Source organism: Ilumatobacter sp. (assembly GCF_041688325.1).
Taxonomy (GTDB): Bacteria; Actinomycetota; Acidimicrobiia; order Acidimicrobiales; family Ilumatobacteraceae; genus Ilumatobacter_A.
Genome location: NZ_JBDNIJ010000084.1, coordinates 1 through 13726 on the forward strand (window position 1 = coordinate 1; position 13726 = coordinate 13726).

Annotated in this window: 11 protein-coding genes, 3 tRNA genes and 1 pseudogene; 3 read left to right on the forward strand and 12 right to left on the reverse strand. The window is 62.1% G+C overall.

The features are described 5' to 3' along the window. The 3 genes from ACH2EI_RS05680 to ACH2EI_RS05690 form a co-directional block, all read right to left on the reverse strand. A partial coding sequence (locus tag ACH2EI_RS05680) for a GTP-binding protein (protein WP_395151705.1) occupies positions 1-141 on the reverse strand: 141 nt, incomplete at its 3' end. Between the two features lie 43 nt (positions 142-184). Continuing rightward, positions 185-261 (reverse strand) — tRNA-Met (locus tag ACH2EI_RS05685). A 71-nt stretch (positions 262-332) separates the two neighbouring features. After that, a tRNA-Thr gene (locus ACH2EI_RS05690) sits at positions 333-405 on the reverse strand. Positions 406-556: 151 nt separating this feature from the next. Here ACH2EI_RS05690 and ACH2EI_RS05695 point away from each other — a divergent pair. After that, on the forward strand, positions 557-1126 hold the full coding sequence (locus ACH2EI_RS05695) for a GNAT family N-acetyltransferase (RefSeq protein ID WP_395155250.1): 570 nt from the start codon (positions 557-559) through the stop codon (positions 1124-1126). Between the two features lie 27 nt (positions 1127-1153). Here the strand turns inward: ACH2EI_RS05695 and ACH2EI_RS05700 are convergent, their stop codons facing one another. The 3 genes from ACH2EI_RS05700 to ACH2EI_RS05710 all read right to left on the reverse strand — a co-directional run bounded on the left by ACH2EI_RS05700 (position 1154) and on the right by ACH2EI_RS05710 (position 3102). Next, the gene (locus tag ACH2EI_RS05700; protein ID WP_395155251.1) at positions 1154-1567 is read right to left on the reverse strand and encodes a DUF6941 family protein; all 414 of its coding nucleotides are present in this window, start codon (positions 1565-1567) and stop codon (positions 1154-1156) included. A gap of 50 nt (positions 1568-1617) precedes the next feature. Continuing rightward, complete coding sequence (locus ACH2EI_RS05705) at positions 1618-2847, reverse strand: cytochrome P450 (protein ID WP_395159411.1); 1230 nt, start codon at positions 2845-2847, stop codon at positions 1618-1620. Positions 2848-3017: 170 nt separating this feature from the next. After that, positions 3018-3102 (reverse strand) — tRNA-Tyr (locus tag ACH2EI_RS05710). Between the two features lie 94 nt (positions 3103-3196). Here ACH2EI_RS05710 and ACH2EI_RS05715 point away from each other — a divergent pair. Then, positions 3197-3685 carry a YajQ family cyclic di-GMP-binding protein gene (locus ACH2EI_RS05715; protein WP_395155253.1) on the forward strand — a complete coding sequence of 163 codons (489 nt, stop codon included), beginning with the start codon at positions 3197-3199 and terminating at the stop codon, positions 3683-3685. Here ACH2EI_RS05715 and ACH2EI_RS05720 read toward each other — a convergent pair whose 3' ends face one another. From ACH2EI_RS05720 to ACH2EI_RS05730, 3 genes and pseudogenes are all read right to left on the reverse strand, one after another. After that, complete coding sequence (locus tag ACH2EI_RS05720) at positions 3686-5716, reverse strand: hypothetical protein (protein ID WP_395159413.1); 2031 nt, start codon at positions 5714-5716, stop codon at positions 3686-3688. 86 nt (positions 5717-5802) lie between these two features. Further along, positions 5803-7752 (reverse strand): annotated as a pseudogene (acs, locus tag ACH2EI_RS05725) (acetate--CoA ligase). A 106-nt stretch (positions 7753-7858) separates the two neighbouring features. Further along, positions 7859-8851 carry an SAM-dependent methyltransferase gene (locus ACH2EI_RS05730; protein WP_395155256.1) on the reverse strand — a complete coding sequence of 331 codons (993 nt, stop codon included), beginning with the start codon at positions 8849-8851 and terminating at the stop codon, positions 7859-7861. A gap of 334 nt (positions 8852-9185) precedes the next feature. On the opposite strand from ACH2EI_RS05730, the gene ACH2EI_RS05735 reads away from it, so the two are divergent. Further along, positions 9186-9536: a peptidoglycan-binding protein gene (locus ACH2EI_RS05735; protein ID WP_395155257.1), complete on the forward strand. Its 351-nt coding sequence runs from the start codon at positions 9186-9188 to the stop codon at positions 9534-9536. A 128-nt stretch (positions 9537-9664) separates the two neighbouring features. On the opposite strand, the gene ACH2EI_RS05740 is transcribed toward ACH2EI_RS05735, so the two are convergent. From ACH2EI_RS05740 to ACH2EI_RS05750, 3 genes are all read right to left on the reverse strand, one after another. Continuing rightward, entirely contained in the window at positions 9665-11206 is a 1542-nt protein-coding gene (locus ACH2EI_RS05740; protein ID WP_395155258.1) for an NADH-quinone oxidoreductase subunit N, read from the reverse strand. Continuing rightward, entirely contained in the window at positions 11206-12798 is a 1593-nt protein-coding gene (locus ACH2EI_RS05745) for a NuoM family protein (RefSeq protein ID WP_395155259.1), read from the reverse strand. The genes ACH2EI_RS05740 and ACH2EI_RS05745 overlap by 1 nt, the downstream gene beginning before the upstream one ends. A 13-nt stretch (positions 12799-12811) precedes the next feature. Beyond that, positions 12812-13726, reverse strand: a 915-nt coding sequence (locus ACH2EI_RS05750; RefSeq protein ID WP_395159415.1) for a hypothetical protein, incomplete at its 5' end; no start/stop codon positions are given.

Genomic DNA, 13726 nt, shown 5'->3' on the forward strand with positions numbered 1-13726 from the left:
AAAGTCAGTAAATTCAGCCAACCCACGATCCGACAGGGTCTTGGAGATCGCTGCAGTCAGGGTCGTCTTACCATGGTCAATATGACCCATGGTGCCAATGTTCACGTGCGGCTTGTTCCGCTCGAACTTCACTTTGCTCATGTGCTTCCTCTACTCCTGAGGTGGTCTTCTTTGGATGTGATGTTGGTAGCGGCGCTCGGACTTGAACCGAGGACCTTCCGATTATGAGCCGGATGCTCTGACCAACTGAGCTACGCCGCCATGCGAACCCAATTTTCTGGGCAATCTTGATGCTTCTGGCACGCGAACGGGTTTCCCCGACCACTTGGTCGAGCCCTCTGTGAGAATCGAACTCACGACAACAGCCTTACCATGGCTGTGCTCTACCAACTGAGCTAAGAGGGCGTCTTTGGCAGTGTCCAGAATTTTCTTGTTTCTGGGCACCCTTCGGGAACGGCCTGAGCCGTAACCGACGCACGAGTGTACCCGCCTGTTTCCCATTGACACGCGAAGTTTCCGCGGTTTCGCGGGTCACACGAAGTACCTTCTGGCGGGCATGTCCGAGCCCGTTGAGCAGCCTCCTGTCGCGCCTCGCCTGGGTGACTCGGTGGGCGCCCGAAGCACCGTGTCGATCAGGCTCGCCGCACTCGCCGACGCAGAAGCCATTCGGGCGATCTACAACGTCGAGGTCGAGAACCACACGAGCACATTTGACCTCGTACCGCGCTCAATCGAAGGACAACGCAACTGGCTGACGGAGCGATCGGGTGCTTTTGCGGCAGTCGTTGCGACCATGGAGAACCGCGACGGCGAGGAACGGGTGGTCGGTTTCGCCTCTCTGTCGCCGTACAAGGAGCGCGCTGCCTACCGGCCGACGGTCGAGAACTCCGTGTACGTCTCGCGCGATCACGGCGGCCTCGGAATCGGGCGAACCATGATGGAACATCTCATCGAGGTTGCGCGCGACAGTGGCTTTCATTCGATGATTGCGCGCGTCGAGGCCAGCTCCGACGCGTCTCTGGCCCTCCACAGGGCATGCGGTTTCGAGCTCGTCGGTGTAGAAAGGGAAGTGGGTCGCAAGTTCAACCGATGGCTCAGCACTGCGGTCATGCAAAAGATGCTCTGAACTCGTCTGAACCCGTCTGAAAGAGGATCAGATTCGTTGAGCCACGACGAAACTGATGTCGCCAGCGAACTCGCCGTCGACTTCGACGTGGAGGTCGTACTCCCCTGCCGCTGGAAAGCTGACGGTAGCGAGTGGCACCACGATGGGCACCTGCCGGCCCTCGCCGGGCCGCAGGGCGGACGGAGCTGCAGATTCGTGCAATGCAACGTTGACGGTAGCGGTGAGTTTTGCTGTGGACGCCGACTTCACCTTCATGACGATCTCGTGTGCCGCTCCCGACTCATTCGGCGGCAACCAGACCAGCGTGGCGACGTGACAGGCGAACTTCGCTGGAAAGGTCGGCGCAGCCAGCCGGGTCAGTCCGCCAGATTGCACGAAGAGCAACCCTTCACGGATCTGGGCGAAGTCACACAGGATCAGCGACTTCAGCTCGGCAGGCATGAATTGGACGTTACCGGCTGGAGGACCCGCAGCGCTCAGCCAGTCGCCCCTCAGCCAGTTGCAACCGTCAGACCAGTGAGCCCGCGGATCACGAAGGTCGGGTGATACGTCGGCTCATCAACGAGCCGGAGGTCCGGAAAACGCGAAACAATCCCCTCGACAGAACGGATCAACTCTTGGCGGGCGAGCGGGGCCCCGATACAGAAGTGAATGCCGCCGCCAAAGCCGATGTGGCCCGGGTCGTTGCGGCCGACGTCGAATTTGGCTGGCTTGTCGAAACGGCGCGGGTCACGCTGGGCCGCGCCGAACAGCATCGCGATCTCGTCGCCGACCCTCACCCGCTGACCAGCGATCTCGGTGTCGGCTTCAAGTACCCAGCGTTCGAACATTTGGAGCGGCGGATCGAAACGCAGGAGTTCCTCGACCGTCGATGCTGGAGTGACGTCGTGCTGCACCACTCGGTCCCACTGATCACGGTGCGCCATGAGCGCCCGGAAGCCATTGCCTAACGTATTGACCGTTGCTTCGTGGCCAGCCTCAACGAGCACCATCGTCGTCGAGATGATCTCGTCTTCGGTCAGCGTTGCTCCGCCGTCTTCGACCTGCACCAGTTCGGAGAGGAGGAGTCCGTCTGGGCGGGCACGCTTGTCCGCGATGAGTGCCCGCGTGTAGTCGATGTACTCCCCCGCAGCCTTGTCTGCTGATTGCTTGACCTCATCCGACGCCGACAGTTCGTACATCTTGACGATCGCGTGCGACCAGCCGAGCAAGAGTTGCGTATCGGCACGCGGAACACCGAGCATCGAACAGATCACCGCCACGGAGTACGGCTGGGCGTAGTCGGCAAGCAGGTCGAACGTTCCAGCGTCGGCGCACTGGTCGAGCAACTCATCCGAGATCGCAGCGATCGGGTCGGCGAGCCGAGCGATTGAGCTCGGGGTGAAAACTTTCGAGACCAGTCGACGGAGGCGGGTGTGATCCGGCGGCTCGAGACACAGCAGCGACCAACGCTCGTGCTCGTGGAACTTCGTCCACTTCTGATCCGGCTCGGATCGACCAAGCTCTTCGTGGGTGTACCGGTGCGTGTAGTCGCGCCCGAGTGCTCGGTTCTTCAGCGCAGCCGAAACATCGTTGAAGCGAGTCAACATCCACTGCCCCGTCGCCTCGTTCCAGAAAATCGGGGTGGCCTCGCGCAGCGCATCGAGGGTCGGGTACGGATCAGCAATGAACGCCGGGTCGTCGACGTCGAAGGCTGCGATGAATTGGTCGAGGTCACTCACCGCACCGAGTGTATGGACGCGACCCTGTCGGCCGAATGGTCAGCGGCGGAGCCACTGCCCATGACTGCCGGTACCCAACTCAGCGGTTCAGGAGAAAGCTTCGGACCAGCACCACGATGTGTCCGGAGAACGACAAGAGCCCGCCAGCCGAAGCTGACGGGCTCTCACATTGGTGGGCCGAGAAGGATTTGAACCTTCGAAGTCTACGACGGCAGGTTTACAGCCTGCTCCCTTTGGCCGCTCGGGCACCGACCCTCAATTGGTCCCTGCTCATCGGCTGAAACCGACGAACAAGGCTTTTGCAGCGTACCCATCGCGTCGGGAATCCGACAACCGGTAATCTCGGGGGATGGGAAGTTTTGACGTTGTGTCCGAAGTCGATGACCAAGAGGTGAAAAACGCGGTCGATCAGGCCCAGCGCGAGATCGCTCAACGGTTCGATTTCAAGAACACCAACTCGTCAATCGAGCAGAACGACACGGCCATCACCATGGCCACCGTCTCCAACGATCGGCTTGACGCACTGCGCATCGTGCTCGAAGAAAAACTCGTCCGGCGCGGCGTCTCACTGAAGGGCGTCGACTACGCCAATGTTCAGGAGGCCTCTGGCAGCACCGTTCGCCAGGTCATGACCATCTCGTCCGGAATCAGCGCAGACAAGGCGAAGCTGATCAACAAGGCCATCAAGGAGAAAGGCCCGAAGGGCGTCTCCAGCTCAAGCCAGGGTGAGTCAATTCGCGTGCAAAGCAAGAAGCGCGATCACCTGCAAGAAGTGATGGCCATGCTGAAGGCCGAAGACATCGGCATTCCGCTGCAGTTCACCAACTTTCGCGACTGATCACCCCTCAGTCGCACCGCCGGCGGGTTCGGCCGAGGGAATCCCGAGCAAACCGTCCGGGGCGGACACGAGCGAACGTGCCACACGAGCGGAATCGACGTAGGGCGTGTCGAACGGCTGCTCGAGCATGAGCAGCCCTGCCTGAGTCGCTCGAACCTGCTCCACGACGAGCGCTCTGTCGGCTGCGGTGCCGGTCTGCGGATCGACGTTTTCGAGCGCTGCGAGCTCAACGGAGCGCAAGCGAGCGATCTCTCGGGCGACGCCGAAGCGGGCTCCCGATTCGAAGCCTGCACCCGGGTCACACGAAGAGAGCTGCTGGGCACCGTCGGGCAGTACAGACGTCGTGGCGACCATCTCGGCCGGCGCAGTGCTGACCCAGGTCAGGAGCACGTTGGCCAACTGTGCGGCATCGGCGCCACTGATCCCGGAGAACGTTGCATAGGTGCACAGCACTCCACCGCGGTCGGCGGTGACGAGCGAGGTCTGGACGAGTGCATTGCTCGCGGCATATGCGTCGGCGGGCGAGTTGTACGCCGCGAAGACCATGTACCAGAACGTACGGTCCCGTTGCTCCTGCGATGTAGTGATCGTGTCTGCAGCTGCGAGTACAGGCTCCCGAGAGAGAGCGAGCAACGCTGTCCCGGCGATGTCGACATCGCCTGATTCGGCGAATTCGGCGTAGGCCAACGGGGCGTTGGTGCGGTACTCAAGCACCGGCGGCAGGAACGCAGCTATGTCGATCCGGCGATCGGGATGCGCGGCAACGCCAAAGCTCGTCGTGCCGCTGACGCGTCGGCTCTCGGCTACGGCGACTGCCTCAATCAGCGCGCTGGCATCGAGCGCTGCCGGGTCGAGCCGCGCTACCCATCCGGTTTCCTGATCGACGGTCGCCAGTGCCATTGCTTCCATCACGGCGCTCTCGACGGCACCGGGCCGAAGGTCGTTATTGGCAATGATCGATGAGGTTTCGGGCGAGTAATACGCCGGTGTCCAGTTGGCCACCAGCTCATGGAGCACGGGTGTATCGATTGGACCCTTGGCCAGCGCAAGCGAACGCCACATCGGCAGATCAGCTGCCCAATCGCCGAGCAGGTGATCGGCCATCGAGACCCCATACGCCGCGCTGGCCTGGCGTTCCATCACGAGTGGTTCAGCACGCTCGGTCTGGGCAGCTTCGCCGTCGAGCTGATCTTCGTCTTGCGGGAAGAGGTAGGGGCGGCCGTACACAACTGCTCCCGCGATGATGCTGGCAAGCACGAGCAACGTGAAGAACAAGGCGATTCCGCCGCCGCCCGACTGCCGCTTTTTCTGCTGCTTCTGCTGCCGCTTCTGCTTGCGCGACTTGGCCGGCTCTGGAACGTGGGTCGGTCGTCCGGCGACCTGCGGCGTTTTGGCCAGCGTCGGCTGATGTGCCGGCAATGTTGGAGTGGGAATCTGCGGCGCAAAGACGCCGGAGACCACGGTCGTCGGAGTCGACTCCGAGCTCATCGGGTCGGTCGGCAGACCGGGAATCGAGAGAGACAGCGCAATCACCGGTTCAAGATCTGGCTCCAGAGCCAAAGCCGGCGGTAGTGGTGATGCCTCGCTCGGCGTTGCGGACGCGGGCATGGGGTCGATCGACGGTGTCCGGCCGCTCGGCGTGAGGTCCGGCATGTCAAGCGGGGCAATCTTCAGCTCGAACCGTTCGAGCATGGACCGTTCGGCAGTGGGCGCCGTCGATAGTTCCAGCTCGGACAGCTCCGGTTCAGACGACTCCGGTTCGGACGTCGTGGGTGCGCCCGCAAAGGACTCAATTTCGTTCAGGTCGAGATGGAGTTCGCCAGATATCGGCGCAATGCCAAAGTCGAGCAGGGGCATCGTGAACGGCAGGAGGTCCGGGTCGACGACGTCCTGCGAGGCCGGGCCAGGAGGCGATACAACCGCGGCCTCAGGTGCGGCTGCTCCGAGGGCGTTGTGGGGCAAACCGGTACGAACCACCGACTCCGATGACAGCACCGGAGGTCCACCGTCATGCTCAGACTCCGAACTCATGCCCGATCTATCGGCAAGTGGGTGCGCGCACTTGAGACTTCCCGAACACTTCCCGAGAGCCGGGGCACGACGCGGGACGCGAGGCGTCAGTCGGTCGACGCTGCAGCTTTCGCCTGGAGTTCGTCAACAATCGAACTGTCGGCGAGCGTGGTGGTGTCACCGATGTTGCGGCCTTCGGCCACATCACGAAGCAGCCGGCGCATGATTTTGCCCGAACGAGTCTTTGGCAGGTCAGGTGTGATGTAGACCTGCTTCGGCTTAGCAATCGCTCCGATCTCACCGGCCACATGATTCCGGAGTTCCTGCTCGTCGGCGTACTGTCCCTCACGCAGAATCACGTACGCGATGACCGCCTGTCCAGTCGTGGCATCGGAAGCGCCGACCACCGCCGCCTCGGCCACGGCCGGGTGCGACACGAGCGCCGACTCGACTTCGGTCGTCGAGATGCGGTGCCCGGACACGTTCATGACGTCGTCGACGCGTCCGAGGAGCCAGAGGTATCCGTCGTCGTCAAGCTTGGCGCCGTCCCCGGCGAAGTAGCGACCTGCGAAGCGTGACCAGTACGTCTCCTGATATCGCTCGGCATCACCCCAGATACCGCGGAGCATGCCGGGCCACGGACGCGTGAGCGTCAGGTAGCCGCCGCCCACGGAAACGGTGTTGGCGTCGTCGTCGACGAGCGCGGCCGACACGCCCGGCAGCGCGAACGTCGCGGAGCCCGGCTTGGTCGTCGTCGCCCCAGGCAGCGGGCTGATCATGATGCCGCCCGTCTCGGTCTGCCACCAAGTGTCGACAATCGGGCAGCGTCCGCCACCGATCGTTTCGTGATACCAGATCCATGCTTCGGGGTTGATCGGCTCACCGACGGTTCCGAGCAGCCGCAGTGACGACAGGTCGTGCTGCGCCGGTTCCTGGTCGCCCCACTTCATGAAGGTCCGGATCGCGGTGGGTGCCGTGTAGAAAATTGTGACGCCGTACTTCTCGATGATCTCCCAAAAGCGGTCATTGCCCGGGTAGTTGGGGACGCCTTCATACATCACCTGAGTGCACCCGTTCGACAGTGGCCCGTACACGACGTAGCTGTGGCCGGTGATCCAGCCGACATCTGCCGTGCACCAAAACACATCGGTCTAGGGCTGAAGGTCAAACACGTACTTGTGCGTGTAGGTGACCTGGGTGAGGTACCCGCCGGTGGTGTGCATGATGCCCTTGGGCTTGCCGGTCGTGCCCGAGGTGTAGAGGAGGAAGAGGAGGTGTTCGGCTTCCATTGGTTCGGCGGGGCAGTCAGTGGACGCCCCATCGAGGAGGTCGTGATACCAGTGGTCACGGCCTGCAATCATGTCGACGTCGTTGCCGCCGCGCTTGACGACCACGACATGCTCGATTGTCGGCGTCGATTCGCACGCCTCGTCGGCAGCGGGCTTCAGCGGGAAGACCTCCCCGCGCCGGTAGCCGCCGTCGGCGGTGATCAAGACCTTGGCTTCGGCATCGTTGATGCGGTCGCTGAGTGACTGGCTCGAGAAGCCACCGAAGACAACGCTGTGTGCCGCGCCGATGCGGGCGCACGCGAGCATCGCGACGGCTGCCTCCGGAATCATCGGGAGGTAGATGTTGACCCGGTCGCCCTTCTGGACGCCGAGGTCCTTCAGCGCATTGGAAAATTGGCTGACCTCGTCGAGCAGGTCCTGATACGTCATCGTACGCGTGTCGCCGGGCTCGCCTTCCCAGTGAATGGCGACCCTCTCACCGTTGCCAGCATTGACGTGCCGGTCAAGGCAGTTGTGGGCCACGTTGAGGGTGCCGCCCTCAAACCACTTGGCGTAGGGCAACTGCCAGTCGAGCACGGTATCCCATGGCTCGAACCATTCGACGAGTTCGCTCGCCTGACGGGCCCAAAACGCTTCGTCGTCGGCTTTGGCTTCTTCGTACAGTTCGGTGCCGGTAACCAACGAGGCGGCCTTGAAAGCATCAGACGGCGGAAACGTCCGGTTCTCCGAAGCCAGTGCGTCGATGGTGTCGTGCTGCTCGTCACTCATGCAGCTGATCGTAGATCAGACAGGTCAGCCGCCAAAGTGCCAGCGAGCCCCCACTGCACAGAACGTCGACACCGCGGTGGTCGACGCAGTCGCAAATCGCCTCAGCTCAGGCCCGCCGCTCGGCGACCCACTCTGCTACGAGGAACGATCCGAGACCTGACGGGTCGAGAAGCGCTTCGGATTCGCTGACTCGGCTGCGCATCTTCATTGCCTCGAGCCCAGGCCGGGCGGCCTGCTCTTGCCAGATCCGTTTGCCCTCGTCAACGAGCTCTTCGATCCCCCACCGCTGGAGGAATTGCGCCTGCGAGCGGAGCGCATCGGGTTCGGGCAGTTGATCGAATGGGATATCGGTCGTGATGTCCTGGCTGCCGGGCTTGCTGAGATAGTGCTCACCACGCTCGTTGCCACGGTACGTCCGCAGCCAGTCACGCCAGGGCCGCTGAGCGAGCTCGGCGGTCAGCGGAACGCCATAGTCGATGGCGAGGACCGTGCCGTTGCGAACGAGTCGCCGCGCAGCTTGGACCCACTCACGCGCCTGCTCGATCAATGGGACACGGGCACCGAGCATCGCAGTCGCCAGGAGCTGGGCAGGCATCGGATCGAACGGGGCCGAGAGTGTTTCCGTTCGTCGACCCGCGGCATCACGGTCGATGTACGCCTCGCGCCAACCGTTGTCAAAGACGGCCAGGCGGAATGGGAGGTTGTCGAGCAGCTCATTCGCGATGATCACACCGTCGAAAGGTTGGGTCGGCATTGTCGCTGTGGATTCGATTTCTGCAGGGTGCCGAGCGCGCTGACCGGCCGACAGCTCGACAGCAATAAACCGCATCGCATCGGAGCAGAGCGGCCGCGCGGCCGCGATGGAACGGGCCAATGTGCCGGGCCCCGCGCCAACGTCGACCACCGTGAAATCGGCGGGTTCGCCGATGCGCTTCCAGACGGCGTCGAGGTAGTTGGCCACGACCGCGCCGAAGAGCGGCCCGACCTCGGGCGACGTCAGGAAGTCTCCGCGGCGACCGGCATGGCCTCCGTTCGGCTTGGTGTAGAACCCAGCCTCGCCATACAGGGCGTCTCGCATGAACTCGTCGAAAGGAACCACTCGTCCGATTCTTCCCGAAAAGCGATCGAGATCGGCCGCCGTGAGCCGAATCCGTCCAGATTTTGGAGCGCGCCGGCAGCGCAGCGCCCCTGTGGGGCAAGCTGTCGGTGTGAGATGCCTGCGGAAAGTCGGATTGGGGAGTGCGGTCATCGTGCTGTTAGGCGCCTGTGGGGTCGACCCTGCGAGTGATGCAGCGGTTCCCGGCGCACCGCCAGGAGGCGATCCGCGTCCCTCCATTTCGACCGTTGTGGACCCGACGCCATCGACGACCACGAATTCGACGACCACACAATCGACGACCACACAATCGACCACGGAAGCGGTCGAGTCCACGGTGCCCGCAACAACGTTGGTCGAGTCGACAACGACGGTCGCACCCGGTACCACGACGCCGTCGACGACTGAGCCGGCTCCGACCACGACCGAACTCGTCTACGTCGACGAGCCTGCCGAAGGCGTCCTCCAGTTCGGCGACAAAGGACCCCGTTCGCAGCAGTTGCAGGCCGACTTGATCACGCTCGGGTACTTGCCCGCCGGCGCCGATGACGGGTTGTTCGGTCCGGGTACCGCTGGCGGTGTGCGGCGATTTCAAGAAGTCAGCGAACTGGTCATCGACGGCGTCGCCGGACCGGTCACCCTCGCCGCCGTGGCAAGCGCTATCGAAGCGCTCAGCGCCGACGCCTGACGTTCCCGCGTTCTGGGCCGTCCCGGTGTTTTGTGTGAGCAGAAGCGGGCAACGACGCCGCAATGGCTCACACAAAAACGGGGCGCCCGATTTGTGTCAGCTGCCCACTGTTCAGTGGATGTGCGGGGTCAGCCGCCGGCGTCGACGACAACGACCAATTCGGTGGTCCCCGTGAGGTCTTCGAGGTCGCCGAAGTTGGCAACCGACTGCGGGTACACACCGACGACAAGCGTGCCGACAAGTGTGAGGCCGAGGGCTGCCATGATCGGGCTGGGTGTGTTGATCGGGCTCGTGTCGCCGTCAGGAGCTTCGTCCATCCAGACGGTGCGGAGCACTTTCATGTAATACGCCGCCGAGATGACCGTGTTCACTGCAGCGATCGAGGCCAGCACGTACGCCCAGCTGCTTTGAGCGTCAAGCACCGCCTTGAAGGCGTTGAACTTGGCGAACCAGCCGCCAAGCGGTGGGATGCCAGCAAGCGAGGCGAAGAACACCGTGACCAGCACAGCCATGCCAGGGGCGTATCCGAAGAGACCGCCAAAGCTGGAAATCTCACCGCTGCGAGTCTTGCGGCTGATCGCGATCACGGTGGCGAACGCACCGAGGTTCATGAAGCCATAAACAAGCAGGTAGACCACCACGGCGTTGAGGGCGGAACCCGACGCATTGGCCTCACCAGCAAACGCCAGCGGCATCAGGATGAATCCACCCTGGCTGACCGAGGAATACGCGAGCATGCGGACGATGTTGGTCTGACGCAGTGCGAGCACGTTGCCGACCGTCATCGTCAGTGCTGCAAGGACCCAGATGAACGGCTGGTACACGTCCGCGGCATTCGGGAAGGCCAAGTAGATGATCGTCACGAGTGCAACGAAGCCAGCGGCTTTCGAAGCCACCGACAGGAACGCCGTGACCGGAGTCGGCGCACCTTCATAGGTGTCAGGTGCCCACGTATGGAACGGGACCGCCGAGATCTTGAAGGCGAATCCGGAGATGATGAACACCACCCCGACGACTTCGATTCCGCTCAGGCTGCCGTCGACCAGCGTGGCACCGATCTCGGTGAGCAGCGTTGAGTTGGTGGCGCCGAACAACAGGCTCATGCCGTACAACATGATCGCCGAGGCGAACACGCCGAGCAGGTAGTACTTCATGCCCGCTTCGTTTGACTTGGCGCTGCGCTTGTTCCATGCAGCCAGCATGTACGCCGGAATAGACAGCAGTTCGAGTGCCACAAAGATCGAGACAAAGTCACGCGATGAGGTCATCATCACCATGCCGAGCACCGAGCACAGCATGAGAACGTAGAACTCGCCCTGGTAGTAACCGCCCTCTTCGAGTTCGGTCTGACTCATCAAGATCACCACATAGGCGACCAACAAGAAGAACCCTTTGAGGACAAGCGCGTACTCGTCGATCACATAGCGACCGCCGAACATCGACCGCGAGTCGTCACCGATCACGAACAGCGTGACGACCGGGACGAGCGCCCCGAGCATGACGAAGCCCGTGAGTGTGGCGAGCATCCATTTCTTCGAATCGGCGAGGCTGAGATCGAGCAGCAAAATGATGTTGATGCCGAGTACGAGCACGAGCTCGGGCGCGACGGCATGCCAATCGATCGTTGGCGCGATCCAGTCGGTCGCTTGGGCGAACAGGGAGGCGAGCATCAACCCAGTGACTTCCCGAGGGTTTGAACCATCTGTGTGACCGCAGGGTCCATCACCTTGAACATCAGTTGCGGATACACACCAAAGACGACGATGGCGATGAGGAACGGCGTCCAGGCCATCCACTCGGTGGGCTGCACGTCGAGGATCTCGGAGTCGTGATCTTCGTCAGCGTGCTCACCGGCTCCGGCGCTCAGGCTGTGTGCTGCACCACCGGAAAACTCGGCGGGCGGCTGGCCAAAGGCAGTGCGCTGGTAGAGCCAGAGCAGGTAGGCCGCGGCGAGCACGGTGCCGATAGCAGCGATGACCATGCAGACCCTGAAGAGCACTTCATTCAGACCGAAGCCTGGCTGGTACGCCGAGAGAATGGCGGGGAATTCGCCCCAGAAGCCGGCAAGACCGGGCAAGCCGAGCGAAGCCATCGACGCAAAGCCGAGGATCCAGCCCATCTTCGGCATCTGGATGAGCATGCCACCGAGGCGACTGATTTCGAGCGTGTGGAAACGGTGTTTGACCGACCCAGCAACGAAGAAGAGCATGCCCGTAATCAAACCGTGAGCAACCATGCCGAACAGTGCAGCGTTAATGCCGAACTCAGTGAGCGTCGAGATGCCGAGCATCACGTAGCCCATGTGAGCAACCGAGGAGAAGGCGATCAGGCGCTTCATGTCGGTTTGTGCCAGGCACCCGAGGGCGCCGTAGATGATGCCGATGACGGCGAGAATTGCAATGGCCGGGGCCCACGCCTTCGCGCCTTCGGGCAGCATCGGGATGGCGATCCGGACAAAGCCATAGGTTCCCAACTTCAGCAAGATCGCAGCCAGGATGACCGAGCCCTGCGTGGGTGCCTGGGTGTGCGCGTCAGGCAGCCAAGTATGGAACGGGAACATCGGCACCTTGACGGCGAACCCGAGGAACATGCCCGCGAAGATCCAGATCTGCACGTCGCGGTCGACGCTTGCGCCCATCTCAATGAGGTACGCGAATCCGAAGCTCTCGCCGCCGGTCTGGAAGAAGAGAGCGAGGAAGGCAACGAGCATAAATGCCGAGCCAAACATCGTGTAGAGGAAGAACTTCAGCGAGGCGTACTGGCGATCTTCGCCGCCCCAGACGCCGATCATGAAGTACATCGGGAGCAGAACGACTTCGAAGAAGACGAAGAACAGGATGAGATCCTGGCTGATGAACGTGCCGGCCATACCGGTCTGCAGCACGAGCATCAAGATGTAGAACGCCTTGGGGTTGCCTGCGTCAGGCATGTTGTCCCAGGTGTAGATCATCACGAGGAACGTGACGCACATCGACAGGAAGTACAGCGGGAGGCTGATGCCGTCGAGGCCGATTGTGTAACCGGATCGGATCACCTCGATCCACTCGGCGTCGACAGCGAACTGCAGCTTCTCGCTCTGTGAGTAGTCGAACTGTGTGAGCGTGTAGATGCCCACGAGTAGCGTTGCACCCGCAGTGGCGATGCCGACGCTCTTGACGCCGGACTCGTCGTCCTTGGGCCAGAGCATCATCACCAGCACACCGACGAGCGGCAGGAAGGTGCCGAGCGTCAGCAGGAAGTTTTGATCTGTCAGTGTTTCCATGATTCTGTTTCTCTCAGCTCACGTTGAGGATGACGAGGACGATGGCGCCAACAGCGGCGGCACCAAAGAGGAGCGATGCGTAATGGTTGACTCGGCCCGACTGGATGGGCTGGAGGCTGTGGCCGGTCTCTGAAGCAATGGTGCCCGATGCATTGACTGCACCGTCGACGAGCTTCTGGTCGATGTTTTTGTAGACGAATTCACCGGCGCGTTTGCCGCCAGCTCCGACGCCATCGACAGCTGCGTCGATCACGTTCTGGTTGAACCAGTAGGTGGCCTTGGCGAGCGGTCGAGACACGAAGTAGACGAAGACGTTCTGGTACAGCGCATCGAGGTAGTACTTGTTCTTGAGGAACAGATAGCCACCACGAGCAACGCGGGAACGCTCGGTCAGGCCGACCAACTTCGGATGCTTGTTCTTGTAGAAGGCAATACAGAACCCGATCGCAGCGGCGTAGCCAATGGCAACGACACCGAGTGACAGCAAGATTTTGCTGAGCGTCGGAACGGCATGCGACACAGCCGGGAAGTAGCAGACAGTGCCGACTTCCGGCGTCGAGCGACCACAGCCTTCTTTCTTGTCACCGGCGGCAGGCACGAAGCTCGCTGCCGTATCACCAGTGGCAGTCACGAATCCGGGCTCAAGCAACTGCACCGATTCGCCTGCATGACCAGCGGCAATATCGAGGGAGACAGCTTGGGCCCGAGGCTCGACGTACTCCTTGATGAGCTCGACACCTTCACCGAGGTTGAGCCCCAGGGCGTCACCGGCGAGCGGCGTGGGGTTGGCGAAGCCAGAGGTGAGTGCCAGGACGGCCAGAACAACAATCGGAACCAAGATGAGCTTGCCGGACTCGCGCGGACCGTGATCGGCGTGATCATCACCGTGATCACCGTGATCACCGTGATCACCGTGATCACCGTGATC

What these genes read in the sequence shown, in the direction of transcription:
- ACH2EI_RS05715 (WP_395155253.1), top strand. Translation starts at nt 3,197, where the DNA reads ATGGGAAGTTTTGACGTTGTGTCCGAAGTCGATGACCAAGAGGTGAAA.
- ACH2EI_RS05695 (WP_395155250.1), top strand. Translation starts at nt 557, where the DNA reads ATGTCCGAGCCCGTTGAGCAGCCTCCTGTCGCGCCTCGCCTGGGTGAC.
- ACH2EI_RS05740 (WP_395155258.1), bottom strand. Translation starts at nt 11,206, where the DNA reads ATGCTCGCCTCCCTGTTCGCCCAAGCGACCGACTGGATCGCGCCAACG.
- ACH2EI_RS05745 (WP_395155259.1), bottom strand. Translation starts at nt 12,798, where the DNA reads ATGGAAACACTGACAGATCAAAACTTCCTGCTGACGCTCGGCACCTTC.
- ACH2EI_RS05700 (WP_395155251.1), bottom strand. Translation starts at nt 1,567, where the DNA reads ATGCCTGCCGAGCTGAAGTCGCTGATCCTGTGTGACTTCGCCCAGATC.
- ACH2EI_RS05720 (WP_395159413.1), bottom strand. Translation starts at nt 5,716, where the DNA reads ATGAGTTCGGAGTCTGAGCATGACGGTGGACCTCCGGTGCTGTCATCG.